16 protein-coding genes and 5 tRNA genes are annotated in these 26097 nt (G+C 65.5%); 12 read left to right on the top strand and 9 right to left on the bottom strand.

Translation table 11 applies throughout. The features are described 5' to 3' along the window. Positions 1-140 precede the first annotated feature (140 nt). The 3 genes from msrB to HWQ56_RS20940 all read left to right on the top strand — a co-directional run bounded on the left by msrB (position 141) and on the right by HWQ56_RS20940 (position 1614). Entirely contained in the window at positions 141-542 is a 402-nt protein-coding gene (gene msrB / locus HWQ56_RS20950; protein ID WP_158155571.1) for a peptide-methionine (R)-S-oxide reductase MsrB, read from the top strand. A gap of 116 nt (positions 543-658) precedes the next feature. Then, positions 659-1144 (top strand): glutathione peroxidase, encoded by a 486-nt coding sequence (locus HWQ56_RS20945; protein ID WP_158155569.1) that lies wholly within the window; start codon positions 659-661, stop codon positions 1142-1144. Next, a complete protein-coding gene (locus tag HWQ56_RS20940) occupies positions 1141-1614 on the top strand; it encodes a MarR family winged helix-turn-helix transcriptional regulator (RefSeq protein WP_158155567.1) in 474 nt (157 codons plus the stop codon). The genes HWQ56_RS20945 and HWQ56_RS20940 overlap by 4 nt, the downstream gene beginning before the upstream one ends. Here the strand turns inward: HWQ56_RS20940 and HWQ56_RS20935 are convergent. Beyond that, positions 1571-3892, bottom strand: a complete 2322-nt coding sequence (locus HWQ56_RS20935) for a response regulator (RefSeq protein ID WP_158155566.1) — start codon at positions 3890-3892, stop codon at positions 1571-1573. The two genes, HWQ56_RS20940 and HWQ56_RS20935, sit on opposite strands and share 44 nt — an antisense overlap. Positions 3893-4026: 134 nt before the next feature. Here HWQ56_RS20935 and HWQ56_RS20930 point away from each other — a divergent pair, with 134 nt between their 5' ends. Then, positions 4027-4917, top strand: coding sequence for an ATP-binding protein (locus HWQ56_RS20930; RefSeq protein WP_158155564.1), 891 nt, complete (start codon positions 4027-4029; stop codon positions 4915-4917). Then, a complete protein-coding gene (locus HWQ56_RS20925) occupies positions 4914-5396 on the top strand; it encodes a GAF domain-containing protein (protein WP_158155562.1) in 483 nt (160 codons plus the stop codon). The genes HWQ56_RS20930 and HWQ56_RS20925 overlap by 4 nt, the downstream gene beginning before the upstream one ends. Positions 5397-5561: 165 nt before the next feature. Here HWQ56_RS20925 and HWQ56_RS20920 read toward each other — a convergent pair whose 3' ends face one another. Further along, positions 5562-6326: a hypothetical protein gene (locus HWQ56_RS20920; RefSeq protein ID WP_176571690.1), complete on the bottom strand. Its 765-nt coding sequence runs from the start codon at positions 6324-6326 to the stop codon at positions 5562-5564. A gap of 242 nt (positions 6327-6568) precedes the next feature. Between HWQ56_RS20920 and HWQ56_RS20915 the strand changes: the two genes are divergently transcribed. The 7 genes from HWQ56_RS20915 (at position 6569) to HWQ56_RS20885 (ending at position 16484) form a co-directional block, all read left to right on the top strand. Continuing rightward, a tRNA-Glu gene (locus HWQ56_RS20915) sits at positions 6569-6644 on the top strand. A gap of 2 nt (positions 6645-6646) precedes the next feature. Next, positions 6647-6722: transfer RNA gene (locus HWQ56_RS20910), tRNA-Gly, on the top strand. A gap of 104 nt (positions 6723-6826) precedes the next feature. Further along, positions 6827-6902, top strand: a tRNA-Glu gene (locus HWQ56_RS20905). A 3-nt stretch (positions 6903-6905) separates the two neighbouring features. Continuing rightward, positions 6906-6981: transfer RNA gene (locus HWQ56_RS20900), tRNA-Gly, on the top strand. 233 nt (positions 6982-7214) lie between these two features. Then, a tRNA-Gly gene (locus HWQ56_RS20895) sits at positions 7215-7290 on the top strand. A gap of 358 nt (positions 7291-7648) precedes the next feature. After that, positions 7649-15127, top strand: coding sequence for a type I polyketide synthase (locus HWQ56_RS20890; RefSeq protein ID WP_176571689.1), 7479 nt, complete (start codon positions 7649-7651; stop codon positions 15125-15127). A 10-nt stretch (positions 15128-15137) separates the two neighbouring features. After that, complete coding sequence (locus HWQ56_RS20885) at positions 15138-16484, top strand: aminotransferase class I/II-fold pyridoxal phosphate-dependent enzyme (RefSeq protein ID WP_158154267.1); 1347 nt, start codon at positions 15138-15140, stop codon at positions 16482-16484. Between the two features lie 18 nt (positions 16485-16502). Here HWQ56_RS20885 and HWQ56_RS20880 read toward each other — a convergent pair whose 3' ends face one another. The 7 genes from HWQ56_RS20880 to HWQ56_RS20850 are packed head-to-tail and all read right to left on the bottom strand — an operon-like array spanning position 16503 to position 25811. Further along, complete coding sequence (locus HWQ56_RS20880) at positions 16503-17546, bottom strand: phytanoyl-CoA dioxygenase family protein (RefSeq protein ID WP_176571688.1); 1044 nt, start codon at positions 17544-17546, stop codon at positions 16503-16505. Then, positions 17539-19656 (bottom strand): capsular polysaccharide biosynthesis protein, encoded by a 2118-nt coding sequence (locus HWQ56_RS20875; protein WP_245217793.1) that lies wholly within the window; start codon positions 19654-19656, stop codon positions 17539-17541. The genes HWQ56_RS20880 and HWQ56_RS20875 overlap by 8 nt, the downstream gene beginning before the upstream one ends. 11 nt (positions 19657-19667) lie before the next feature. Then, the gene (locus HWQ56_RS20870; protein WP_176571686.1) at positions 19668-20249 is read right to left on the bottom strand and encodes a GNAT family N-acetyltransferase; all 582 of its coding nucleotides are present in this window, start codon (positions 20247-20249) and stop codon (positions 19668-19670) included. Then, a complete protein-coding gene (locus tag HWQ56_RS20865) occupies positions 20233-21768 on the bottom strand; it encodes an LTA synthase family protein (protein ID WP_245217792.1) in 1536 nt (511 codons plus the stop codon). Before HWQ56_RS20865 ends, HWQ56_RS20870 begins: the two co-directional genes overlap by 17 nt. Next, on the bottom strand, positions 21761-22531 hold the full coding sequence (locus HWQ56_RS20860; RefSeq protein ID WP_158154271.1) for an SDR family NAD(P)-dependent oxidoreductase: 771 nt from the start codon (positions 22529-22531) through the stop codon (positions 21761-21763). Before HWQ56_RS20860 ends, HWQ56_RS20865 begins: the two co-directional genes overlap by 8 nt. Beyond that, positions 22528-23847, bottom strand: a complete 1320-nt coding sequence (locus HWQ56_RS20855; protein WP_176571685.1) for a capsule biosynthesis protein — start codon at positions 23845-23847, stop codon at positions 22528-22530. Before HWQ56_RS20855 ends, HWQ56_RS20860 begins: the two co-directional genes overlap by 4 nt. Further along, the gene (locus tag HWQ56_RS20850) at positions 23784-25811 is read right to left on the bottom strand and encodes a capsular polysaccharide biosynthesis protein (RefSeq protein ID WP_176571684.1); all 2028 of its coding nucleotides are present in this window, start codon (positions 25809-25811) and stop codon (positions 23784-23786) included. The genes HWQ56_RS20855 and HWQ56_RS20850 overlap by 64 nt, the downstream gene beginning before the upstream one ends. Positions 25812-26097 lie beyond the last annotated feature (286 nt).

Raw genomic sequence — 26097 nt, 5'->3', positions numbered from 1 at the left:
GCGAAGTGGCGCCATGAAAATGAAATTGAATGCGCCTGGCGTGGGTGACAGACTGGGGTCTGAACAAGGCGCAATCATACGTGCCACCCGATCCCCGGAAAAGGGACAGATCGGGGTTTTTCCGCTGCCGAGGTAACCCGATGACCAAGTTCACCAAGACCGAAGAAGAATGGAAGGCGATGCTCGACCCCGAGCAATACAACGTCTGCCGCCTCAAGGCCACCGAGCGGCCTTTCACGGGCAAGTACAACAGCACCAAGACCGATGGCGTCTACCATTGCGTGTGCTGTGATGCCGCGCTGTTCGATTCGACCACCAAGTTCGACTCCGGGTGCGGCTGGCCCAGCTTCTACGCCCCGATCGAAGACAGCGCCATGGTCGAGATTCGCGACACCAGCCATGGCATGATCCGCACTGAAGTCACGTGCGCTACTTGCGATGCCCACCTGGGTCACGTATTCCCGGATGGTCCGCCGCCCACCGGGCTGCGCTACTGCATCAACTCGGTGTGCCTGAACCTGGTACCTCGCGCCGCTGAGTAACCCGTGGCCCGCAGGGGCTGGCAAGTCAGCCCCTGCGGGGTGCAGACCGGGTAAATAAATTGTGTGCAATTGAATTGCGCGCTATGGTTGTTTTCTCATTCCGAGGAGCACCTGCCATGACCGACGCTTTGCTGGATATCCCTTGCACCACCATCACCGGGGAGCAGAAGACCCTGGCCGACTTCCACGGCAAGGCCATCCTGGTGGTGAATACCGCCAGTAAATGTGGCTTCACCCCCCAGTACAAAGGCCTGGAGCAGCTATGGCAGGACTACAGGGAGCAGGGGCTGGTGGTGCTGGGCTTTCCCTGCAATCAGTTCGGCAAGCAGGAACCGGGCAGCGACGGTGAAATATCACAGTTCTGCGAGCTGAACTTCGGGGTCAGCTTCCCGCTGTTCAAAAAGATCGACGTCAACGGCGCTGACGCCCACCCGCTGTTCGTGCAGCTGAAACAACGGGCGCCGGGCCTGTTGGGTTCCAAAGGTATCAAGTGGAATTTCACCAAATTCCTGATCGGCAAGGACGGCAAGCTGGTCAAGCGGTTCGGCCCGACCACCAAGCCTCAGGAGCTGGATAGCGAGATCCAAGCCTTGCTCAAATGAACGGCCTGCTGCTGGATGACCAGCTGTGCTTCAAGCTGTACGCCGCTTCCCGGGCCGTGACCCGTGGCTACAAGCCCATGCTCGATGCCCTGGGCCTTACATACCCGCAATACCTGGCCATGCTGGTGTTGTGGGAGTGGCAGGAAAGTCAGCCTGAGCAGCCGACGGTCAAGGCGCTGGGGGAGCGGCTGATGCTGGACTCCGGCACCTTGACGCCGTTGCTCAAGCGTATCGAGCAGATGGGCCTGGTGAGGCGTCGTCGTGCGGCCCAGGATGAGCGCGAGGTGCACCTGAGCCTGAGTGCCGAGGGCCTGGCCTTGAATGGAAGGGCAAGCGAGCTGCGCCAGCAGCTGATCTGCGCCAGCGGCCTGGACCTCAACGAGTTGCAACCGCTGCAAGCCGGCCTTGAGCATCTGCTGGCCAGGCTCACGACGCTGGGGGGATCGGCACCCAGTGGTCGATCAGGGTGATCAACTCTTCGCGCCGGAACGGTTTGGCCAGGTAGTCGCTCATGCCCGCGGCGCGGCAGCGCTCGCGTTCCTCGGGCATGGCGTTGGCGGTCAGGGCGACGATGGGCATCTGCGGCCAGCGGCCACTCTGGCGTATCCGGCGGCTGGCTTCATAGCCGTCCATCACCGGCATGTTGCAGTCCATCAGTACCAAGTCGTACTCGCGGTCTTCCAGCGCGGCCAGCGCCTCGCCCCCGTGGGCCGCCACCGTCACCTCGCAGCCCAGTTTGCTGAGCATGCCCTTGGCCACCAGCTGGTTGACGGGGTTGTCTTCCACCAACAGGATGCGCGCCCGTCGCTGGGGTACTTCGCCGCGCTCAAAGGCTTGCTGCTGGCTCGGCTCGTCGCCCAGCAGGGTGCGCCTGAGCGTCTGGTACAAGGCGTTGCGGGCCAGGGGGCGCGCCTGCTGTTGCAGGGGGCTCAGGGCCGTGGCCTGTTCGGTGGGGAGGAAATTGCCGTACGCGGTCACCAGCAGAATCGGCGCGTCGATGGCCGGGCGCAGGCCGAACAGGCAGTCCAGGCAGTCGGTGATCAACAGGTCCGGCTTGAGACCTTCCAGCGGTGCGTCGGTCCCCAGGCGCTGGTAATCCAGGCCCCAGCCGGGCAACAGGTTTTCCAGCAGTTCGGCCAGGCCGCTGCTGGCGGGGCTGATGGCCAGCACATTGCCCTTGAGCGGCGGCGGCGTGATCGCCGGGGTATGGGTCAGCAGCGGCAGGTCGGCGCTGAAGCGGCTGCCGAAACCGGCTTCGGAACTGATGCTCAGGCGGCCCTGCATAGCCTCGCACAGGTTGTTGGTCAGCGCCAGGCCCAGGCCGGTGCCGCCGAACTGGCGGGTGATGCCGGCGCCCGCCTGGGTGAAAGGCTGGAAAATCTTGACCTGGGCTTCCTGGGCAATCCCGATGCCGGTGTCGCACACCTCGATGCTGACGCCGCCGGGGTAGGTGCTCAGGCGCACGTCGACACGGCCGAAGCGGGTGAACTTCAAGGCGTTGGACAGCAGGTTGCTGACGATCTGCCGCACACGCGTCGGGTCGCCCAGTACCATGGAGGGAAAGGTCGGGGCGATCAGACAGGTCAATTCCACGCTCGGCGCGGCGTTCTGAGACAGCAGGTTGGCGGTGTCTTCCACCAGGGCGCCGAGGTCGAACGGGATACGTTCAAGTTCCAGTTGGCCAGCGTCGAATTTCGACAGGTCGAGAATGTCGTTGAGCAGTTCCACCAGCACCTTGCCCGAGTCATGGGCGATGGACAGCTGCTGGCGCTGTTCAGCGGTCAGGGGGCTGTCCAGTGACAGGGCGATCATGCCCAGCAGGCCGTTGAGCGGGGTGCGGATCTCATGGCTCATGTTGGCCAGGAACGCGGCGCGCGCCTGGGCCATGTCCAGGGCGGTGCGCCGGGCGTTTTCCAGTTCCTCGTTGGACAGGCTCAGGCGGATGTTGCTGGCCTTGAGCTCAGTGGTGCGCGCCGAGACAATGTTTTCCAGCTCGGCCAGGTACTCGGTCAGGCGGTTTTCGGCGGTGCGCCGTTGCTGGATCTCGGTGCTCATGCTGACGAACTGCTGGTTGGCCGCGCGCACGAGCACGCCTATTTCGTCGTGCTCGTGGCCGGGCGGGTATTCCAGTTTGGTGGGCTTGGCCGCATGGGGGTTGGAATTGCTCAGGGCGCTGATGACCCGCACCAGGGGCTTGGTCAGCATGGTGTAGAACAGCCCCAGCATGATGGCCGCCAGCAGCAGGCTGCGCAGAAAGCCCGAGAACAGGGTGATTTCGGCGCGGCGCAGAAAGCGCAGGCCAAACGCGAAGGTGTCCACGTCCAGGTGCAGGGTGCCCAGGCGCTCAGTGGGCATGTGGCTCAGGAACAGGGCATCATCGTAGGTACGGCGCTCGCCGAAGAGGAAGTCGCTGATGACCCGGTAGCGGCTCTCCGTGCGCGGGCGGCTGACGTTGGCCAGCACGGTATTGTTGTTGTCGGACAGGCGCGCGCCGACGATGGATTCGGAATGCAGCAGGCCTGCGGTCAGTTCCCGCGCCAGTTCGGCGTCGATGTTATAGGCGATGCGCGAAGCAGGGTTGTGGCTGATCTCCAGCAGCGACACCATCTCGCGGTTGATGGCCAGATCGACGTTGGCATAATCGATGCCGATCTGCACAATGCTCAACAATGTCCCGATGATGAAGCCGACCACTACCGTCAGCCGAGCCTGCTTGTACGACAGCCGATGGGTAAACTTTATATCCATATGGTCCGGGCCAGTGTTTCGTTCCGTGCGCGCTGGGCAAGCATAGCTGAAGTCCTGTTCGTTTCGGCGCTGTGGTTGAGTATATCGACAGCGTGGGGTCGCCTTTTACTGTGAATCTGAAAAAAGGAAAAGCCATGGACGCGCGTTTGAGTGCATTTCTTGAGCGAGCCGAGTCGGTGCTGGCGCGCCTCGAACCCCTGTTGCCCGCTGTGCGACCGCAAGTGGACTGGTCCCAATGCCTGGCCGCGCGCTGGCAGCGCGACGGCCGCTCGGGCTACCTGATGCCTTTGCAGGTGAGCCTGGACACGCGCCTGACCGACCTGATCGGCGTCGATCGCCAGCGTGATCAGCTGGGCGCCAACACGCGGCAGTTCCTTCAAGGGTTGCCGGCCAACCATGCGCTGCTGTGGGGCTCGCGCGGCACCGGCAAATCCTCGCTGGTGCGCGCCCTGCTGGCCGAGCATGCGGCCCAGGGGCTGCGCCTGATCGAGATCGAGCGCGACCACCTGGCCGACTTGCCGCGGGTGGTGGAGCAACTGGTGCGCCTGCCCCAGCGCTTCGTGCTGTTCTGCGACGATTTGTCATTCGAGTCAGGGGAGGGCGATTACCGTATCCTCAAGAGCGTGCTCGATGGCTCGCTGGAGTCGGCGCCGGAGAACGTGCTGCTGTACGCCACCTCCAACCGCCGGCACCTGGTGCCGGAGAAAGAGAGCGACAACGCCCACTGGCAGAACGTCGATGGCGAGATTCACCCCAGCGAGGCGGTGGAAGACAAGATCGCACTGTCGGACCGGTTTGGCCTGTGGTTGTCGTTCTACCCGTTCAATCAGGAACATTTTCTCGACGTGGTCGAGCACTGGGTCGGCCAGTTCGCCGCCCAGGCCGGCCTCGTCTGGCAACGCACCGAGGAGCTGGACATCCTGGCGGCGCGCTGGGCCACCGGCCGCGGCAACCGCAACGGCCGCTGCGCTTACCAATTCGCCCGTTACTGGGTGGGCCTCAAATTACTGGAGCAACCGCAATGATCGATTTGAACAGCACCGGCCAGGGCCTCGAAGGCTACGCGATGCTGACCGCGCAACTGGAATCGCTGCTCGCCGACGAGCGCGACTTCATTGCCAATGCCTCGCAGTTTTCGGCGTTTCTCTACAACTATGTCGACGACCTGAACTGGGCCGGCTTTTACCTGAACCGCAACGAAGAACTGGTGCTGGGTCCATTCCAGGGCCAGGTGGCCTGTGTGCGCATCCCGTTCGGCAAGGGGGTGTGCGGCGCCGCGGCCGCTACCCGTCAAACCCAGCGCGTGGAAGATGTGCATGCCTTCCCGGGCCACATTGCCTGTGACAGCGCGTCGAACAGCGAGCTGGTGATTCCGTTGATCAAGGACGGGCGCCTGATCGGCGTGCTGGACCTGGACAGCCCGAAGCTGGCGCGCTTTGCCGAAGCTGACCAGGCCGGCATGGAAAAACTGGTGAGCGTGTTCCTGCGCCTGACCGACTGCTGACCAGGAATCTGTAGCAGCGGACCCGGCCGCGTCGGCGGTGCATGCGGTGTGCCTGCAGCGGCGCGGTGTTGGTGACGTTACAGACCGTTGTAGCAGCGGACCTGGCCGCGTCAGCAGCGCGCGCGGTCTACCTGTACCGCGCGGCCAGTTCCGCTATTAACGCGGTCAGTCGTAAATGACCTTCTTCTTCCATTCCGGCTCGACTTCCTTGAGCCCATCGGTCAGCTCGTTGTGGTCGTCCTCGGTGGGGGCGGTCTTGTCCAGCACCATGGCGTTGGCCCGACCCAGCAGTTTCTCCATGTACTGCAGCTGTTCCTGGTAAACCGCCGGTTCCGGCTGCTTGCGCAAGTACTGCACGCCACGCTCGAAGGCCAGCCGCGCCTGGCCGGGCTGCTCGGCCTGCAGCGCCGCCTGGCCCAGGTTGTTGAAGAACTCGATATGCAGCAGCACCAGGATGTGGCGGACTTCGCGGATCCAGTGTTTCGCCTCATTGGCCGGCAGGAAGCCGTCCTGGGCCGCGCGGGTGATCTGGCTGTGCAGTGCCTCGAGGAGAAACCGCACGTCCTTGGCCTTGGCTTCGGTCTGGATCGGCGTGGGTGGGTTGTTCACCGCAATACCTTCGCCCTTGGCTATTTCCGCTTCCAGTTCACCCAGCCGCTCACGAACGGCCGCATTGCCTTTGTCCTGGGCGAGTATCCGTTGGTTGAGGTTGAGCTCCAGGCGGGTGAGCAACAGCTTGAGCGCCGGTGTCATCAACTGCCCTGGAAAGGTTTCGGTGATTTCGCCACAGCGGCGCAAGCGGTCGTTGAGCTCCAGCCTGAGCTTCTTTTTCTCCAGCTTGTTGTTCTCCACCACATTGTTCAGGTAGCCAATGGCAATCAATATAACGATCCCCGCTACTATAAGCAGGGTGATCATGAGTGGTGTCACCGTGTAAGCCTCGTCAGGTTATCGTCCATTTGAGTGTAGAGGCTAAGCCCCTACCCGGATAGTGGCGCGTGCGGGGGCAGGGTGCCCGATGCCGCTCCCAGTCGCTGTATCGGCAGGGAAGTCATTGATTTAAATAAATTTATCACAGGGGGTTGACGACTCTTCAAACCACCCCTAGAATGCGCGCCACTTGCAGCGTAAAGCACACAGCGAAACGCGGCAGGGAGTGAATGTTGTAGTGTGTCCCCTTCGTCTAGTGGCCTAGGACACCGCCCTTTCACGGCGGTAACAGGGGTTCGAGTCCCCTAGGGGACGCCAATGCGGGAATAGCTCAGTTGGTAGAGCACGACCTTGCCAAGGTCGGGGTCGCGAGTTCGAGTCTCGTTTCCCGCTCCAATTTTAAACAGCTTCGCTTTCGGGCGGGGTTGAGTGAAACCAGAACCAAGCCTTAGGGTGCGGGGCTGGGCACCGAAACACACACCATGTGTTCCGGGCAGCGTGTCCCCTTCGTCTAGTGGCCTAGGACACCGCCCTTTCACGGCGGTAACAGGGGTTCGAGTCCCCTAGGGGACGCCATTTGCGGGAATAGCTCAGTTGGTAGAGCACGACCTTGCCAAGGTCGGGGTCGCGAGTTCGAGTCTCGTTTCCCGCTCCATATTCATCAAGAACGCCGCTCGCTGAGCGGCGTTTTTGTGTGTGCGTGATTTGCGCGGGGGCGGTATTCGCCGCGGTCCCGGGCTAGACGAAACGCGCTAAATGCATGAATTTGAAAAATATTTTCAAAAAGGGCTTGCCAAACAATCCAAATGGATTCAAAATCTGCCCCATCGAAACGTTGATGAAATATCAACGATTTCAATAAGATAGCTGCTCAGTTAGTTGTCTTTTGCGGGAATAGCTCAGTTGGTAGAGCACGACCTTGCCAAGGTCGGGGTCGCGAGTTCGAGTCTCGTTTCCCGCTCCAAATTAAATCAAGAACGCCGCTCATTGAGCGGCGTTTTTGTTTTTGCGTATCCTGGCCGACGACAGGTACGGGGGTGCGGCATTATCCAGCCTTCACTCCGCCCCCCAATGTGCCATCATTCGCGCCGCAAAATGGGGTCGTCAGGCCGTTCGGCGCGGTTCGAACTCGCCTTGGCACCCTCCTGGCACAGCCCCAGCCTTCGCCTTTTTCCATCTCGCGCCTCTACGTGTCATTCGTCGTGCGTCTCAGGTTTGCACAGGGCGCCTGGTGGCCTTGTCTGCCTTCTATATAGTAGCCGTGGGGTTGATCACGCCGCCCAGTGATCATGCTCGCGACGATCCAAGGAATGTGTTCGTCAATGTTAAGAAAAGTTGCAATCATCGGTACCTCTTTCCGCTTCCCGGGTTCTGATCGCGAGACGTTCTGGCAGAACCTCCAGCAGGGGCGGGACCTGGTAACCCAGGCCGATGCCTCGCGTTGGTCGCATGACGAGTACTTGCACCCGGACAAGGCGCACCTGGGTACGGCCTACACCTTCGCGGCAGGCTCGCTGGGAGACATTTCCCGTTTCGACGCCGGTTTCTTCAGCATTTCCCCGCGCGAAGCGGCGAGCATGGATCCCCAGCAGCGTTTTCTGCTGGAGATGGGCTGGGAGCTGTTCGAAAACGCCGGGGTGAAACCCTCGCGCCTGCGTGGCAGCAACTGCGGCGTCTACCTGGGTGTAGCCAGCGTCGACAACGCCTACCGGCTCACCGAGGACATGGCGGCGATCGACGCGGGCACCGCCACGGGCAACTCGTCGAGCATCACCGCCAACCGGTTATCGTACTTCTACGACCTGCGCGGCCCGAGCATGACGGTCGATACCGCCTGCTCCTCGTCCCTGGTGGCATTCCACCAAGCGCACAAGGCCATCCAGAGCGGCGATATCGACCAGGCGATCACTGGCGGCATCAGCTTGCACCTGCACCCGTTCGGTTTCCTGATCTTCTCCAAGGCGTCCATGTTGTCGCCGACTGGCCGCTGCCACTCCTTCGACGAATCCGGCGATGGCTATGTGCGCTCCGAAGGCGCCGGCCTGTTTCTGCTCAAGGCCTACGATCTGGCGGTGGCCGACGGCGACAACATTCTGGCCGTGGTGGCAGGTAGCGCCGTCAACACCGACGGGCGCAAATCCAGCCTGACCCTGCCAAGCGCCGACGCCCAGGCCGACCTTATTCGCCAGGCCTACGGCAACGCCGGTATCCACCCCGACCAGCTCGACTACCTGGAAGCCCACGGCACCGGCACCGCGGTCGGCGACCCCATCGAAACCCGTGCACTGGGTGAAGCCCTGGGCGCGCGGCGCAGCCGGGTACTGCCGATCGGCTCGGTGAAAAGCAACATGGGTCACCTGGAAGCCGCTTCTGGCGCTGCGGGCCTGATGAAGGCGCTGTACTGCCTGCAGCATCGCGAAGTGCCAGCCACCATTGGCATCACCACGCTCAACCCCACTATCCCGTTCGCCGACCTCAACTTGCAGGTGGTTACCGACACCCTGGCGTTGAAGCCTGAAGGTGAGCTGGTCGTCGGGGTGAACTCGTTCGGTTTCGGGGGCGCCAACGCCCACGTCATCCTGCGCAGCCACGTGGCCGCGCCTGCCGCCGCGCAGCCGGTGGAAAACCGTGCGTTGCCGCTGGTGCTGTCGGCCAAGGACAGCGACGCGCTGGCGCAGGCCGCCGGGCAGATGGCCGAATTCCTCACCGCTGGCACCCCACCGGCGCTGTACGACGTCGCCTACCAGGCTTTGTACCGCCGCGATCTGCTTCCCCACCGCCTGGTGGTCATCGATGCCGACCGTCAAGCCATGGCCCAGGCCCTGGTGGACTTCGCCGCCGACCCTTCGGTGAGCGAGCTGAGCTCCCTGGTGGAAAGCGGCCGCGCCCCCGACCAGGCCAGCGGCCCGGTGCTGGTGTACTCCGGCAACGGTTCGCAGTGGCAGGGCATGGGCAAGGCCCTGCTCGACGAGCCGGACTTCAGCGAGGCCGTGGCCCAGATCGACGCCATCTTCCAGCCCATGGCCGGCTATTCCCTGCGTGCGGAACTTGCCGGTGACAACGGCGAAGGCCGCTACGCACTGACCGAAATCGCCCAGCCAGCGCTGTTCGCCCTGCAGGTAGGGGTGACCCGCATGCTCCAGCGCCGTGGCGTACAGCCCGTGGCCGTGTTGGGCCACAGCGTGGGTGAAGTCGCCGCCGGCTGGGCCTGTGGCGCCCTCAGCCTGGCCGACGCCACGCACATCATCTACCAGCGCAGCCGCCTACAGGGTTTGACGCGTGGCACCGGGCAGATGTCGGCGGTTGGCCTGCCGGCCGACGCTACCCTGGCGTTGATCGAAGAACTGGGGCTGCACGGCCGGGTGTTCATTGCCGGTGAAAACAGCGTCAAGGGCTCGACCGTGGCCGGCGCCGATGCCGACCTCAGCCGGTTCGAGGCAGTGCTCAACGAACGCCAGATCTTTGTCCGCCGCCTGGCGCTGGACTACGCCTTCCACTCGCCGGCCATGGACGGTATCGCCGAGCAGGTGGTAGCGGCGCTGGCCGATATCAAACCGTCGGCCGGCGACATTCCCTTCTATTCCACCGTGACGGGCCAGCGCCTGTGCGGTGAAGGCCTGGGCGCCGAATACTGGTGGCACAACATCCGCAAGCCGGTACTGTTCCAGCAAGCGGTGCAAAGCCTGGTCGCCGATGGCCTGAACGTGTTCGTGGAAGTGGGCCCGCACCCCATCCTGCGCAGCTACGTCAACGATGCGCTGCTGGCTGAGGGCGTCGAAGGCGCTGTGATCGCCACCCTGCAACGCAACAACCACAGCACCCAGCTGGTGGACCGCAGCCTGGCGCGCCTGCTGATCGCCGGGGTAGAGCCGCAACTGGCCCATACCTTCCCCGTAGCCGGGCGCTTCGTGCAGCTGCCGGCCTACCCCTGGCAGGGTGAACGCTTCGTGCTGCCGGTCACCAGCGAAACCGCCGATCTGCTGCAGCGCAAGCGCGTGCACCCTTACCTGGGCCACGGCCTGCCCCACACCCCGCTGGTGTGGGAGAACCGTCTGGACACCCGTTTGTTCCCCACCCTGGCTGACCACAAGGTCGGTGAAGCCGTGCTGTTCCCGGGTGCCGGTTTTACCGAACTGGCGCTGGCGGCGGCCCTGCAATTCCAGCCGGGCGAGTTCGTCGACATCGAAGAGCTGGAAATTCACAACCCGCTGATCCTGGGGGCCGAAGGCAGCCGCAAGACCCGCGTGCGCATTGACGACAGCGACGGCACCCTGCACATCAGTTCGCGCCACCATGGCGAAAACGAAGCCTGGGTGCACCACGTGGTGGCCCGGTCTCCGGGGGAGGCGCGCGGTGTGATGCTGGAGGCGCGCGCACCTGAGTTGCCTGCGCGTGAACCCGACTTCGACCGTCAGGCTCACCTGTGCTTGACTAGTGCCGTAGGCCTGAACTACGGCCCCGCCTACCAGGCTGTGGAAGAAGGCTGGATCGACGGCCATCGGGTGCTGGCGCGCCTCAGCGTGCCGGCCACCATCGCCGCCGAACTGAGTACCCTGCACCTGCACCCGGCGCTGCTGGACAGCGCCTTCCAGCTGATCACCCAGCTGCTGGCAGGCGAAGGCCGCAAGCGTGGCGCACTGGCGTTCGTGCCGGTGAAACTGGGGCGCATCGCCTTCAGCCGCCAGGCCTCGACGCCGTGCCTGGCCGAAGTGCGCCTGGTGCGTCGTTCCGAGCACTCGCTTCTGGCCGACTTCGTGCTGTACGACAGCACCGGTGCTGCCGTCATCAGCATCAGTAACGCGCGCTTCCGTGGCGTGCGTCTGCACCGTGACCGTTCCGAGGACGTCAAGCAGGTCGCTACCGTGGCGGTGGCCAAGCCGCTGCCGGGCATGCCTGCGCCGGCGCTGGCGGCCGACAGCCTGAGCCCTGCGTTGCAGGCGCGGCTGGGCGCACTGGCCAACGATGCCATGGCCCAGCGCTACGTGGATGAGGTGGAGCCGCTGCTGGACAGCCTGTGCAGCAGCTTCGTGCAAGACCTGGTCGACAGCCACGGCGGCGCTTTGCATGTGCCAACCGTGGTGGCCCAGGCGCCCCAGGCCGCGGCCTTGCTGGCATCGCTGCTGGAGTACGGCCGCGACGACGGCAGCCTGCTGGCCGAGGGCGACACCTGGCGCCTGGCCGACCCAGGCCCGCGTCCCGGCAGCCAGGCTATCTGGCAGGCGCTGTTCCATGGCTACCCGGAACACTTCCAACTGATTCACTCGGTAGGCCAGGTGGGCCTGCATTTACCAGCGCTGTTGCGCGGCGAGCGCGACGTGCAGCACCTGCTGCCGCGCGAAACCTCGCGCGCCGGCCTGGCGCGCCACGTGCTGGGGGCCGCCGGCCAGCAGGCGCTGATTCAGGCATTGCTCGACACCCTGGCGCAGCGCCTCGACGGCCTGGCCGCTGGCCAGCGCCTGCGGGTACTGGAAATCGGCCTGCAGGGTCAACCACTGGCCCAGGGCCTAGGCCCGGTGCTGGACTTCGACCGCATCGACTACCACTACCGCAGCGCCGACGCCGAAGCCGGGGAGCTGCTCAACGCCGAATTCGCCCAGGTGCACGTCAGCGTACCCGGCGATGCGCTGAACGCGGTGTTCGACCTGGTGCTGGTGCCCGGGGACCTGGCTGCCCTGGACAGTATCAGCCAGGGGCTACGCCAGGGCGCCGCGGTACTGGCCGATGGCGGCCAGCTGGTGCTGTTGGCGCAGCACCCGGCACGCTGGGCCGACTTCCTGTTCGGCGCCTGCGCTGACTGGTGGCTGGCGCTGCCCGAGCAAGGCAACCTGGGCGCACAACAACGGCCGGCGTTCTGGCAGCAAGAGCTGCAACGCCATGGCCTGGCCTGTGCCGCCCCCGTGGAACTGGCCCCAGGCATGGCCGCTGGCAGCTACGTGCTGGTAGCCCAGGCGGCCCAGGCACGTGCCGCGCAACCAGCCGCCCAGGTACCTGCCCAGCAATGGCTGCTGGTTGCCGACCCGCAAGGCCCCGAAGCCACCCTGAGCCAAGCCCTGCAAACGGTATTGCAGGGCGCGGGGCAGGGCGTGTCGCTGCTGGCTGCCGACGCCGTCGAGACAGGTGCCGTGTACCCCGGCACCGATCATATTGTGTTGCTGGCCGGCCTGTTCGGTGGCCAGGGCCTGCCGGGCCAGAGCGACCGCTGCCTGCTGGCGGCGCGGCTGGTGCATGGCTGCGAGGCCGCGGGCATCGCCCCGACCTGCTGGCTGCTGACCAGCAATGCCTGGCATCCCCAGGCAGGCGAGCAACCCCTGGACGCCATCGCCGACGCCGCCCTGTGGGGCTTCGGCCGCACGCTGGCCAACGAAAGTGGGGCCTGTCGCGTGCGTCTGCTGGACCTGGCCGCCAATACATCGGCGGCGGCGCTGCTGCCGGTGCTCCTGGCGGCCGACGCGGAAACCGAAATGGCCGTCGACGCCCAGGGGTATCGCTTCGTGCCACGCCTGCGTTTGCAGTCACCGGCGCGGCCGCCACAGGTGGACGGCGAGCAACCGGTGGTCAGCCTTGGTTTCGATCAGCCGGGGCAACTGCGCAACCTGCGCTGGCAGGTGCAGCCACCGTTGAGCGCCGCCAGTGACCAGCTGGACATCGACGTGCAGGCCACTGGCCTGAACTTCCGCGACGTGATGTACGCGCTGGGCCTGCTGTCGGATGAAGCCATTGAAAACGGCTTCTCCGGGCCTACGCTGGGCTTCGAATTTGCTGGCGTGGTGCGGGGCAAGGGTGGCGATGTGCAGGGCGACTTCCAGCCCGGCGACCGGGTGGTCGGTTTCGGTCCGCGCAGCTTTGCCAACCGCCTGGTGACCCAGGCCAACGCCGTGGCGCGCATCCCTGAAGGCATGTCCTTCGAAGCGGCCGCCACCATCCCCAGCACCTTCTTCACGGTGTTCTACGCCTTGCAGCACCTGGCACGCCTGGAGCCGGGGGAGAAGATTCTGATCCACGGCGCCGCCGGTGGCGTCGGCATCGCCGCCGTGCAGATTGCCAAATGGTGCGGGGCGCAGATCTACGCCACGGCGGGTAGTGACGAGAAGCGCGACTTCCTGCGCCTGCTGGGCGTCGAGCATGTGTTCGACTCGCGTTCCCTGGCGTACGCCGATGAAGTACTGGCCATCACGGGCGGCCGCGGCGTCGACGTAGTGCTCAACTCCCTGGCCGGTGAAGCCATCAACCGCAACTTCCGCGTGCTCAAGCCGTTTGGCCGCTTCCTGGAACTGGGCAAGCGCGACTTCTACCAGAACACCAAGATCGGCCTGCGGCCGTTCCGCAACAACATCAGTTACTTCGGCATCGACGCCGACCAGCTGATGAGCGAACGCCCCGAGCTGACGCGTCGCTTGTTCGCGCAGATGATGGACCTGTTCAATGACGGCACCCTGACGCCGCTGCCGTACCGCGAATTCGATGCCAACGACGTCGTCGAAGCCTTCCGCTACATGCAGCAGGCTCGCCAGATCGGCAAGATCGTGGTCACCTACCGCACGCCGCTGCAGCAAGTGGCCCAGCGTACGGCCCAGGTACCGGCCAGCCTGCAACTGGATGCCCAAGGCACCTACCTGGTCACCGGTGGCCTGGGCGGCTTTGGCCTGCGCACCGCGCAGTGGCTGGTCAGCAAGGGCGCCCGCCACCTGGTGCTGCTGGGCCGTCGCGGCCCGGCCACCGAGGAGGCACAACCGGCCCTGCGCGCCTGGCGCGAGCAGGGTATCGACGTACGCGCCGTGGCCTGTGACATCACTGACCGCGCGCAGTTGGCCAGTGTCATCGCCGACATCGCCGGCCGCGCCCAGCCGCTACGCGGCGTGGTGCACGCCGCCACCGTCATCGATGACGGGCTGATCCGCAACCTGCAGCGCGAGCAACTGGAACGAGTTCTGGAACCCAAGGCCATGGGCGCGCAGTTGCTGCATGAGCTGACGCGTGGCGTGGCGCTGGAATTCTTCGTGATGTTCTCGTCGGCCACCACCCTGTTCGGCAACCCTGGCCAGGCCAACTACGTGGCCGCCAACCACTGGCTCGAAGCCTTGGCGCGCCACCGTCACGCCCTCGGCCTGCCGGCCACCAGCGTGCTGTGGGGGGCGATCGACGACGCCGGTTTCCTGGCCCGCAACCAGGACATCAAGCAAGCCCTGCAAGGCCGCATGGGCGGCGCTGCGCTGCAAGCCGCCGAGGCGCTGGACAACCTAGAAGGCATGCTGCTGGAAGGGCGCTCGGGCCTGGGCGTGCTGGAGCTCGACTGGAAAGCGCTGTCGCGCTTCCTGCCGACCGCCGGTGCGCCGAAGTTCTCCGAGCTGGCGCGCCTGCAAGGCGGCGAACAGGAGGACGACAGCGACGCTGACGACGTACAGCGCCTGTTGGCCGAGCTGGATGATGAAGCGCTGACGGAGGTCTTCGCGCACATGCTCAAGCAGGAAATCAGCGAGATCCTGCGCTTGCCGGTGGCCCGCCTGGATGCCAGCCGACCCCTGCAGGAGCTGGGCCTGGACTCGCTGATGAGCGTGGAACTGGTGGTGGCGGTTGAAGAGCGCTTCGGCATTCGACTGCCGGTGATGGAACTGAGCGACAGCTCGTCCATCGACAAGCTTACCCGCCGCATCATCGAGCTGTTGCGCGGTACCCAGGCAGTGTCGGACAGCGACGAGCAGCAGGCCCTGGCGAAGAACACCCTGGCCCGCCACGGCGTCGAGCTGAGCGCGCAGGACCTGGCGCAACTCGATGGCGCTGCCTCCACCCGGTTGATCAATTGAGATGGCTACCATGAACCGCACCCCCCCGGCCGGCCTGGCCGGCTCCGCCAAGGATCAACTGATTCAGCAGGCGCGCGAACGCCGCCTGCGCCAGGCCGGCGCTGAGCCGGCGCCGTCCCTGGAAGCTGCGCAGCAGGCCGCCGCCAAGGTGCCGGAGCAGTTCTACCGCTTCGCCCTGCACCCCGGTTACCAGCAGCTGCGCGTGATGATGCAGAGCGCCGCGCAGATGGGCCTGAGCAACCCGTTCTTCAAGTTGCACGAAGGGCGCGCGGAAGCTAGCACCACCATTGGTGGCCAGGCCTACGTGAACTTCGCCAGCTACAACTACCTGGGCTACGCCAACCACCCGCAGGTGGTTGACGCGGCCAAGCAGGCCATCGACCAGTACGGCACCTCGGTGTCGGCCAGCCGACCGGTGTCCGGTGACCGCCCGTTGCACCGTGAGCTGGAGCGCGAACTGGCCGAGCTGTATGACGTGGAGGACGCCATCACTTTCGTCAGTGGCCATGCCACCAACGTCACCACCCTGGGGTACCTGTTCGGCCCGCGTGACCTGATCGTGCATGATGAGCTGATTCACAACAGCGTGCTGCAGGGCATCCAGCTGTCCGGCGCCCGGCGCCTGAGCTTCCCGCACAACGATTGGCAGGCGCTGGACCGCCTGCTGGGCGAACAGCGCCAGCATTTCGAGCGGGTGCTGGTGGTGCTCGAAGGTATCTACAGCATGGACGGCGACTACCCCGACCTGCCGCGTTTCGTGGCGCTCAAGCAGCGCCACCGGGTGTTCCTGATGGTCGACGAGGCGCATTCCCTGGGCGTGATGGGCGCCACCGGCAAGGGCATCCGTGAGCACTTCGGCCTGCCTGGCGATGCCGTGGACCTGTGGATGGGTACCCTGAGCAAAACCCTGTCCAGTTGCGGTGGCTACATCGCCGGCGAGGCGGCGTTGGTGGAACACCTGAAGTTCCTGGCGCCCGGCTTTCTCTACAGCGTGGGCATGCCGCCACCGGTGGCGGCCGCTGCCCTGGCCGCGCTGCGCTGCATGAAGGCCGATCCGTCACCCGTGGCGGCAGTGCAGGCGCGGGGTGAGCAGTTCCTGCGCCTGGCCCGCGCCGCCGGCCTGGATGTGGCCACCAGCACCGGCCTGGCGGTCATTCCGGTGATCACCGGCAGCTCGCTGAAGGCCACCCAGCTGTCGGCGGCGCTATTCCAGCACGGCGTCAACGCGCAGCCGATCCTGTACCCAGCGGTGCCGGAAAAGGCAGCGCGGGTGCGCTTCTTCGTGTCATGCCTGCATTCCGAGCAGCAGATCGCCGACACGGTGGCCCTGGTAGCCCGAGAGCTGGCGCGCCTGTAATGGCGCGCCTGCCCAGCGTCACAGGTTGGAAGGGTCGTAGGCGTTGAGCCGGTCGAGGAACTTCCAATGGCTGCGCTGGGCAAAGCCCATCCACTGCTTCAAACGGATGTCCCAGCGCATGTGGTGGTCGGCAATCAGTGGCAGGCCAAACAGGTGCGCGCCACGCCAGGGCAGGAACGGGTTGCGCCGCAGGCTGGCGTAGATCTCCACCCGGTGGCTGGACTGCACGCTGGCGCAGCGGGCATGGAAGCCCGAGGTGTCGGCTACCACCAGGGTGTTGGCCGGTACCGCGAACCGCCGGGGTGCTGGCAAGCCCAGGCTGGCCAGCTCCGCCTCGCTGATGCGGAACGAGCCCTCGCGGTGCATCTGCTCGCTGGACGTCGCCGCGCCCAGGCTCTTCTGGTACTCCCACGCCAGGCGTTCAGGTGTCAGGCGGTGCGAACCGGGCACGTAGCAGAACGGCCCCTGGTCATCTTCCACGTCATCCAGAAACAACCAGGCCTTGGCGGTGGGGTGAAAGGTGTCCGCGTGCAGGCACGTCTGCGGGTCCATGGGCGCGGCCACAGCGTTCACCAGAATCGCCTGCAATTGGTAGGTGATGCCCCCGGTATTGGACGAGGCATAACTGATCAAGTCGCGCATGCCCGCATCGCGTACCACCGATTCGCAACCCGGGTTGGCTGCCAGCACATCGCTGTCCAGGCTCAGGCGCCGGGTCACGGCCTTGCCCTGGCGCATCTCCCAGCCCAGCGTGCGCAACTCGCGCACTTCATCGCGCAGGGCCTTGAAGCGGTCGGGCGGCAGGAACTGCTCGCGCAGGAAGAACCCGTCGCGCTCGAAGCTGGCCAGGTCTTCAGGCGCAAGGCGGCTGGCGAGCTGACGGCGGCGCAATTGCGCCATGTGCATCGCCAGTTGCCGGCGTTTCACGTGCAGGCCCATGGCGTTGAGCCGCGCGCTGCCCAGTACCGGGTTGTCCTGAAAGGATTTGGCGTGGGTGGCCAGTTGCAGGCAGTGCCAGGGCAGGCTGGCGTAGCGGCCCAGGGCCTTGAATAACTCAGGCATGTGTCGGGTCCTGTGACTGAGGGGCAGCCAGGCGGTGACGCATGCCCAGCATTATCCGGAAGTAGTGCCCTAAAGAGGGTGGCAGCATGCGCGGCGCCAAGGCATTGCGCGGCTGTTGTTGCAGTTGCGCCAGGGCATGCCAGGCATCGCACGGCAGGTGGTGCTGGCAGTCGGCGTAGCGTGCGTAGTCGAGCAGGGTGGCGGCCACCAGTTCGTCGAGCTGCAGACGCCGGGTGCGTTGCGCCATGCGCAGGCGGTCGTGGGTCAGGCCCCAGCCCGCGTAGAACGGTTGGCCGTAGGTGTGCACGGCAATGCCGCGCAACAGCGCTTCGAAGCCAGCGGTGGAACTGAACGTGTGCAGTTCCTGGACCTGTGGGTACAGCGCGCCGATGTCGCCGTACTCGATGATCTGGTCAGCGAATGCCAGCACCTGGTCGCGGGCCAGGGCGCCCACGCGCTTGCCGGCCTCCACATCCGGGTGCGGCTTGTAGACGATGAAGGCGTCCGGCGCGCGCTGGCGCACTGCCTGCAGCAGTTGCAGGTTGCTCCACGGCTGCGGGCCGCTGCGCAGTACCGCAGCATCATCCTCGACCTGGCCGGGTACCAGAATGCAGCGCTGGCCGGTGGCGGCGCCCAGGCGTGGGGTCGCGCCCTTGAGGTTGTACTTGCTGGCGCCGCTGGCGACGATGCGCTCGCGCAGTTGCGCGGCTTCAGCCAGCACCTGGGGGGAATACTCTCGGCCTTGCAGGTAGCGGAACAGGTCGCTGTCGGTGCTGGGGTCGAAATGGATACCCCGGCGGTCCAGCACCAGCGACATGGCCGGGGCGTTCAGCGCGCCCAACCCGCTGGAGCGCAGGAAACCGTCTTCGATGCGCCACAGCGGCACGCCGTACGCCTGCGCTCGCATGCTCAGCCCCGGCGGCTCGCGCCCGGCCCATACCACCAGCCGTGCGCCTTCCTCGGCCACGCGGCCAAGCAGCTCGGGGCTGTCCTGGGCAAAGCGCAACTGGCCCCAGCGGCTGCCGAGAAACCGGCGCACGTTGTGCTGTTTGTGGCGCTTGACGCCCAGCACCACGATGGGCCCGGCGAACTCGCTGTCCTGAGCTTTCTGCCGCGCCAATTGGCGCGCCACCGTCAGTACGTCGGTGAGCTGGCCGGTGAGTGGGTCGACATAGCGGCAATAGCGGATATAGGCCGCCGCCACCAGTTGGCCAAGGGTGGGCCGGGCCTGGCGACGGGGGATGGGCATGCGGTCGTCGGTCAGCCCCCAGCCGGCATAGAAGGGCAGCCCGAAGCAGGTTACCGGTACGCCCAGTATCAGCGCTTCAAGGCCGGCCTGGCTGGTGCCCACGTACACCCGGCGGGCGTGGCGAGCCAGCGACGCCCACGACACCGAGCGGCTTTCCAGCGCCACGCCCCGGGCGCGGGCGGCGTCCAGCAGGCAGCTTTTCTTGTGCCCGCGCAGGCAGTCGGGGTGAATGCGCACGCGCACGTCGGCGTCAGGGTTTTCCGCCAGTGCGCAGTCGAGCATACGCACGAAGTCGGCTTCGCACAGGCCGCCGCCGGGAATGGAGAAGTCCCCGTAGGTCTGGTCCACCACCAGCACCAGCGGGCGCTCGCGGCCGGGTACCTGCTGCGCCGCAAGGTCGGGCGCATTGTTGTACTTGCCGATGCCGGTCTGGCGCATCAGCTCGATAAGCGCCTGGGCGGTGGCCAGTTCCTGCGGGTCGAATTGCTCGGGCGCCTGCAACAGGTTTTCCAGCAGCGAAGGACGGTCCGCCAGGTAGTGAATGCCGATCGGGTCGACCACCATGGACATCGGCGTGTCGCCCTCCACGCCCAGCGAAGAGGAACGCAGGAAACCGTCTTCCAAGGCGATGTAGGGCAGGCCCCAACGCGCGCACAGCACCCGTGCGCGGGCCGAAGAGCGCTTGTAGCCGATGCCGGCGATGGCCTTCAGCCCTTTGGGTGCACGTGCGCCGCGGCGCCACAGCCAGAACGGTTGGCCTTCGGGTTCGAGGAAGCGCGGCAGGTGCAGCACCTTCCACGCCACCCACTGGGACATGATGCCCACCCAGCCTTCGCCCGGCACCAGGCTGTCGAGTTGCATCACCGGTGGCCTCATGGCGCCAGCCTGCGGCGCATGCCCAGCACGTGCAGGCCGGGCAGCGGCAAGCGGCTGGCCAGGTGGAAACCGTTGCGCCGGTACAGTTGCCGGGCACCGCGGTTGCGGCCCAGCACTTCCAGCGCCACCGTGTCGGCGCCCAGCGCGCGCGCCTGGGCGCACACGGCTTCGATCAGCGCCGTGGCGATGCCTTGGCGGCGGTGTTCCTTGCCGACACGCAGGCCGTACAGGAAGAACGCGTGGTGGCGTTCACGGTACTCGGTGAAGCGGTACAGGGCAAAGCGCAGCCAGCCCCGGCAGCGCCCGAACTCATCGACGAACGCCTGCCCTGGCGGTGAAAACGGCCCGCGCCCGCCATGCTTGAAACTGGCATGGCCAACCGCTTCGTTACCGTGAAAGGCGAACAGCAGCCGGTCCCAGTTGATGCTCTGGTGCAGCAGGCGGTAGCGGCAGGCGTCGTTGCCCAGGATCATCCGCAAGGACCCCCGCCCGCGTGCCACCATGCGCGCCAGCTGTTCATCGGGCAAGGCCAGTTCATTGCCTGCCACGATTCGCAACGGCTCAGACAGCCTGGGCATAGTCGGCCTTGGTCTCGCCGGCGGCCTGGCCGCGCTCGACGAACAGCTTGGCAAGGTCGTGCACGGGCAGCGCGTGGGCCTGCGTGGTGCCAGGGCCGCGGTTGCTCCAGATGAAGTATTCAGTGTCGCCCACGGGCGCGCCCAGGGCCGTGTACACATCCGGCAGGATAGGCACGTGGTCGCCATAGAAGCACAGGGCAGTGGGGCGCGGCAGCGTCAGCAGGTGGCTGCGCAGCATGCCCAGCATACGGTCGGCGTTGCCGATGTGGCGCAGGTAAGGGCCCAGGTCGCGCATACCATCGCCCAATGGCTGGTCGAACCAGGTATCCAGTTCGGCGGCCTGCACCTGTTCCAGGTGCAGCGGGCCGTGGTTTTCCATGGTCACCGCATGGATGAACAAGGGTTGGGTGCGGCCCGGTTCACTGAGCAACTGGTTGATCTTCTCGGCCACCGCGCAGTCGCCAATGAAAGGACCGGCTTTCTGGCTATCGTCGAAGGCGCGCACGTCAATGAACTCGTCGAAGCCCAGGGCCGGCAGCACCTTGTCGCGGCCGTAGAACGAGCCGTCGTAGGGGTGGATGCACACGGTGCGGTAGCCCTGGCGCTTGAGGTGCATGGCAATGCTCGGCACGCCTTTGCGCGCCAGCAGGCGGTAGGGGTTGAAACGGTGGACGCCCAGGCGGTCGCCAGCGATGCCGCTGAGGAAGGCGAACTCGGTGCGTACCGTGTTGGCGCCCCACGCCGCTACCTGCAGCGGCCCGTGAGCCACGGCTTCGGCACGCAACTGGTCGAATGTGCTCAGCACCTGGGGGCGAACGCCTGGCCACAGGGTGCGCACGTCGAAGAACGATTCGCTCTGCACCGAAACCAGGTCAGGCAGTTGCGCGGCGGAAGGCGCCGGGCTGGCGGTGAAGGGCGAGCCCAGGCCGTTCACATCCACCGGCCGGCGCGCCGCGCCGTAGTAGTTCCACAGGCAACTGACCAGGCCGAAACGCTGCAGGTCCGCCGAGGCATCGAAGCTGGGCGCTGGCAGGCGACGACGGCCACCGGCCAGCAGCGCGGCGCCGATCAGCAGCGTCTGCCCGGCATCGTAAAAGGCAAACGGCGCGCGGGGCTCGAAGTACAGCCCGCAGCCCAGGTAAGCGACAAACGCCAACGCCAGGACGATGGCCTTGCCGATGCCGAAGAACGGCAAGTACAGGCGCGGGAAGCGCACCGCATCGCTGAAATACTCGAAGTCGGCGCACACGAAGGGCTCACGCAGCGAGTGGTACTTGGCGTTGCTGACCAGCACCACCAGCAGCCATACGCACAGCGCGTTCACGGTGCTGAACCATGGGCGCCCGGTGAGCGCGTACAGCACCCCCAGCGAAACCAGCCAACTGCCGGCGTGCAGCAGCCAACTGCTCAACGGGCGACGCAGGCCCGGGCGGGGGACCAGTAGCGCTTCGAAGCCCAGGGTCAGCAACAGCCCGGCAAGCGCCAGGGCAAAAAGAGGGGACGCGAACAAATCAGGCACCGTAATCCAGCCAACGCAAAATGACAGAAGAAAGACGCTGGGGGATTATCCCCAGCAGCCAGCAACCCAGGTCCAGCGGGAACGGGAAGCTGATGCGCCCCTGGTTGGCCGCCAGGCCGCGGCGAATGCGCGCCGCGGCTCGCTCGCCCGTCCACAGGAACGGCTTGGGCCCGGGCATCTCGAAGCACATCTTCGATTCCACGTAACCAGGCACAATCACGTTGACGCGCACGCCCTCGGGTGCCAGCCAGTCGCGAATCGCTTCACCATAGGCCTTCATCGCCGCCTTGCTGGCGCTGTAGCTGGGCGTGGTGGGCAAGCCACGCCAGCCCGCCAGGGAACTGAACAACGCGATCTGCCCGCTGCGTCGCGCGCGCATCGCCGGCAGCGCAGCTTCTACCGTGGCCATGGCGGCCACCACGTTCACTTCCACCAGCGCTTGAGTGTTGCTCCACACCTCACCTTCGCCCTGGGGGCCAATGTCGGTATTGAGGCCCGCACCCACGACCACCAGGTCGGGCTGCTCGGCGGCGCTGACTTCGGCAACCCAGGTGCGCAGGGCTTCGATGTCACGCACGTCCAGGGCCTTGAGCAGCACACGGGCGCCGGCGGCGCGGCATTGCGTGGCCATTTCTTCCAGGCGGTCGGTGCGTCGGCCTTGCAGGATCAAGGTCACGCCGGGGGCAGCATAGGCGGGCGCCAGGGCGCCGCCGATGCCGCCAGTGGCACCGGTGATGAGGATGCAGCGGGGGGATTGCGTCATAGGTAGAGTTCGATTCGTGAAGTTTTTGCCATCATCACTTCCAGTGAGTTGCTGACTGCCATGTCGATGCCGCAGCGGGTGTAGAAACCGCCGTTGACCTGGGTGGTGTGGATGACCGTGTTGCGAAAGCGCTGGAACAGGGTGTTGTCGGGGGCCTGCGGGCAGCGCCAGAAATCGTCGAGGCTGCCCTGGTGCGTCAGGCCTTCGAGGTTGTAGATCGGGTCGGCCAGGGTGAAGGTCGGGCGATGATGCAGCAGCGACGAACCGCCCACCGTGCTATTGATGGTCACCACGCCGGCCACGTGCGACAGCAGCGTGGGCATGTGCCCGGTTTCCAGGAAATGCACGCGGTCGGCCATGCCGTAGTGGGCGGCGCGTTCGCGGGTAATGCGGTGGTAGTCCACCAGGCCGGGCGTGAGCGGGTGGTTCTTCACCACCAGGCGGGCGTCGCCGGGCGCATGGCGGGCGAACGACGTCATCACGTGGTCCAGCACTTCGGTCATGTTGGCGAAGGGCGAGTGGTCGCGGATCTGCGAGTCACTGTCCAGTTGCAGCGGCAACAGGAAGGTGGGGTAGCGCTCGGTCGCCACCTGGTCGATCACCGCGGCGTCACGCTGGCTGGCCTGGAACAGCCGCAGCCCGTGGCGGATGAACCCGGCGTATTCCACCGCCGCGTTGAACGGCGCATGCGTGCGATAGTGGGGGAAGGTCACTTTGTTCAGCGCACCGCCCACGTGGTACATGACGTCGTGAAAGGCGCGGGCGGTGAACGACAGCTTGAACTCGTTGCCATTCTTGTAGCGCGGAATGTGCTTGCCCACCTCGCGGTACCACTGCGGGTCCCGCGGCAGGCGCGAGTGGTTGTTCACCCCATCGCGTTCCAGGGTGATCCAGTAGGGGCGGAAGTAGCCTTCCTCGAACACGTGCACGCGAATGCCACGCTGGCGCGCCAGGCGCACCGCGGGCTGGTGCACCGGGCGGCAGTCGCCGAACAGCACCACGTCGGTGATGTCATGGTCGGCGAAGCACTGCGCGTAGTAATCGTCCAGTTGCGCCTGCGGCACCGCGCAGAAGCTGCGCGTACCACGGCCATAGAGCAGGTCGCCCATGTTGAAGGTGACACTGCGCACACGCTGGCCCTCGGCGCGCAGCGCCTGGCCCAGTTTGGCGAAGAACGGCGAACTCACCCCTTGCAGCAGCAGGAACGAGCGCTGTGGCGCGGCGACATGAAGGCGTGAACTGCGCGGAGGCTTCAGCTCTGCGGCAATGGCCGTTTCGAAAAACTCCGGAGCCAACGGAGGACTGCTTGCGGCCATGCGGGTTTTGCTCCTTTTTGCGCGGGTAATTCATGCCAGTGTTGTAGTTCGAGCAGCGTCTGTTCCGGGGTGGTGAAGCGTTCGGTGATACGGCTCACGTAAGTGGGGTAGCGAATCAACGTCGCTGCCACCAGCTCGTCCAGGCTCAAGCGCCGCTGGCGTCGGGCCTGGACGTCGGGGTGCATGTCGACATCCGCCGTCAGCCCCCAGCCGGCGTAGAACGGCTGGCCGTAGGTCGTTACCGGCACCCCGCGCATCAGCGCTTCGAAACCCGATTGCGAGGTCAGCACATGCACCTCGTCCACGGCCTCGAGCAACTGGTGGAACGGCGTGTCGCCCACGACCTCATCGCACCAGGCACCGGTCTGATCCTCGTCCGCACCTCGCGGCCGCGTGCCCGCGAGCACCTCGGGGTGCGGCTTGTACAACAGCCAGGCGTCCGGGTGCCGGGCACGCACCGCCTTGAGCAACTGCAGGTTGCTGCGGATGCGGTACGCGCCAAAGCGGATGGACGCATCCGACTCCACCTGGCCGGTCACCAGAATCACCTTGGCTTTGCCCACTGGGCGCTGCCACTGGGTGCCAGGCAGGTTGTACTTGGTGACCCCGGCGGCGCAGATGGCCTCGCGCAGTGCGGCAGCGCGCTGCACCAGCTCTGCGGAGCAACCGCTTTGCAACAAGTGTTCCAGGCGCGAAGGGCGGGTGGCGTCGTAGTAGATGCCCAGGTCGTCGATGACCCAGGACAGCGGGCGATTCTTCGAGGCGCCCAGGCCCACGGAGCGCAGGAAACCGTCTTCGACGCGGGTGATGGGGGCGGGGTGGGTGGCCAGGTGTTCGTCGTGTTTGCAGCCCCAGGCGACGGTATGCGCCGACCGTTTCAAGCGCTTGGGGTGCTTGGCGAAGCGAATGGCACTGCCATTGAAAAATTGGTGCACCAGCGGTTCTTTCCAGCGGGTAAACCCGAGCATCTGCAGCGACGCTGGCAGGCTGCTGCGCTTGAGACGCTGCAGCCCCAGCCACGCCATGAGCACTTCAGGCGTGCACGCGCGACCCGTTTCAGGGCTCACATAGCGCGGGTAGTCCACCAGGGCGGCATGCACCAGCTGTTCAAGGCTGGCCGGTTGGCGACGTTCAGGCGCGGGCAAGGCGTCATGGGTCAGCCCCCAACCCGCGTAGAAAGGCATACCGAAGGTGTGGACCGGCACATTCCACAGCAGGGCGTCAAAGCCCAGTTGGGACGTCATTACGTACACCGCCTGCATCTGCGACAGCAGTTCGGCAGGATGAACGTCGGCGCTCAATACCTGCACCCGCGGGTGTCTGGCCAGCTGCGGTAGATCGAAATGCCCCTTCTTGCGGCCAGCGACCACGTCGGGGTGAACCTTCAGCACCACTGTGCAATCCGGGTGCTGGGCGAGCGCTGCATCCAGCATGCGCTGGAAGTCGGCTGTGCCTGCCCCCTGCAACGACACATCCCCGAACGTCTGGTCAGCCACCAGCACATGCTGGCCCGTGGACGCAAAAGCCTCGATGCGCGCCGCGTTGTACTTGGAGACGCGATGCTGCTGCCATGCCGCCTGCAGTGCTCGAGCACGCGCGCCTTGCGCGGCACTCAGGGGCTGGCCAATCAGTCGCTCTAGGCGCGATGGGGCGGTAGCGTCGTAATAGATACCCAGGTCATCTACCACCAGTGACAAAGGCGGCTCGTCGGCGCCCAATCCCACCGAGCGTAGAAAACCATCCTCGACGCGAATCACGGGCAGTCCTGCTTTCACGGCCTCACGTTCGGCGACCGCGGCGCTGGGCTTGCGCCCCCAGGCAAGGAGCGCGTCGGCCTGGCCCACATCCGTGGCGCGGCCATTGAGCACGCGGTACTCGGCAAGGAGCGCAGGAAGGGTGCTTATCTGCTGCGCGCCCTTGGACAATACCAACAGGCAGCCGCGCGAAGGGGACTCTGTATCCATAGAAGTGAGTTGCTGAACAATCCGATTGCAGGGGGAATGCCGAAATCAGGACCCACATGGATGGGTCCTGGAAACCATGCCCAGAACGGGCGGCGGCGAGTTTAATACAGAATTATGAAGAAGATGGCGTTTTGCCTGAAATTTCCTACACGAAAAGTCGAATTGTCTGATTTTCTCTTTGGGCTCTCAGTTGGTAGGAAGAGTGGGAATGGTTCGAACCCTGGGGTAAATCCCGAATAAACGGCGCCCGTGTCCGGAAGGCCGAGGTCTCGGAAGCGAGTGTCGG

The sequence above is a fragment of the Pseudomonas eucalypticola genome (assembly GCF_013374995.1).
GTDB classification, from domain to species: Bacteria; Pseudomonadota; Gammaproteobacteria; order Pseudomonadales; family Pseudomonadaceae; genus Aquipseudomonas; species Aquipseudomonas eucalypticola.
This window is presented reverse-complemented; position numbering and strand designations above follow the sequence as displayed.